The 557-nt window shown below is 54.9% G+C and carries 1 rRNA gene; it reads right to left on the minus strand.

The features are described 5' to 3' along the window. Positions 1 to 557, minus strand: a 23S ribosomal RNA gene (locus NCCP28_RS23510); the annotation flags it as partial.

Consider the following 557-nt stretch of genomic DNA (forward strand, 5'->3'; position numbering starts at 1 on the left):
TGTCGCCACGCTTCCACCTCAAACCTATCAACCTGATCATCTTTCAGGGATCTTACTAGCTTGCGCTATGGGAAATCTCATCTCGAGGGGGGCTTCATGCTTAGATGCTTTCAGCACTTATCCCTTCCGCACATAGCTACCCAGCTATGCCTTTGGCAAGACAACTGGTACACCAGCGGTGCGTCCATCCCGGTCCTCTCGTACTAAGGACAGCTCCTCTCAAATTTCCTGCGCCCACGACGGATAGGGACCGAACTGTCTCACGACGTTCTGAACCCAGCTCGCGTACCGCTTTAATGGGCGAACAGCCCAACCCTTGGGACCGACTACAGCCCCAGGATGCGATGAGCCGACATCGAGGTGCCAAACCTCCCCGTCGATGTGGACTCTTGGGGGAGATAAGCCTGTTATCCCCGGGGTAGCTTTTATCCGTTGAGCGATGGCCCTTCCATGCGGAACCACCGGATCACTAAGCCCGACTTTCGTCCCTGCTCGACTTGTAGGTCTCGCAGTCAAGCTCCCTTGTGCCTTTACACTCTACGAATGATTTCCAACCA

Source organism: Niallia sp. NCCP-28 (genome assembly GCF_023168165.1).
GTDB lineage: Bacteria > Bacillota > Bacilli > Bacillales > Cytobacillaceae > Niallia.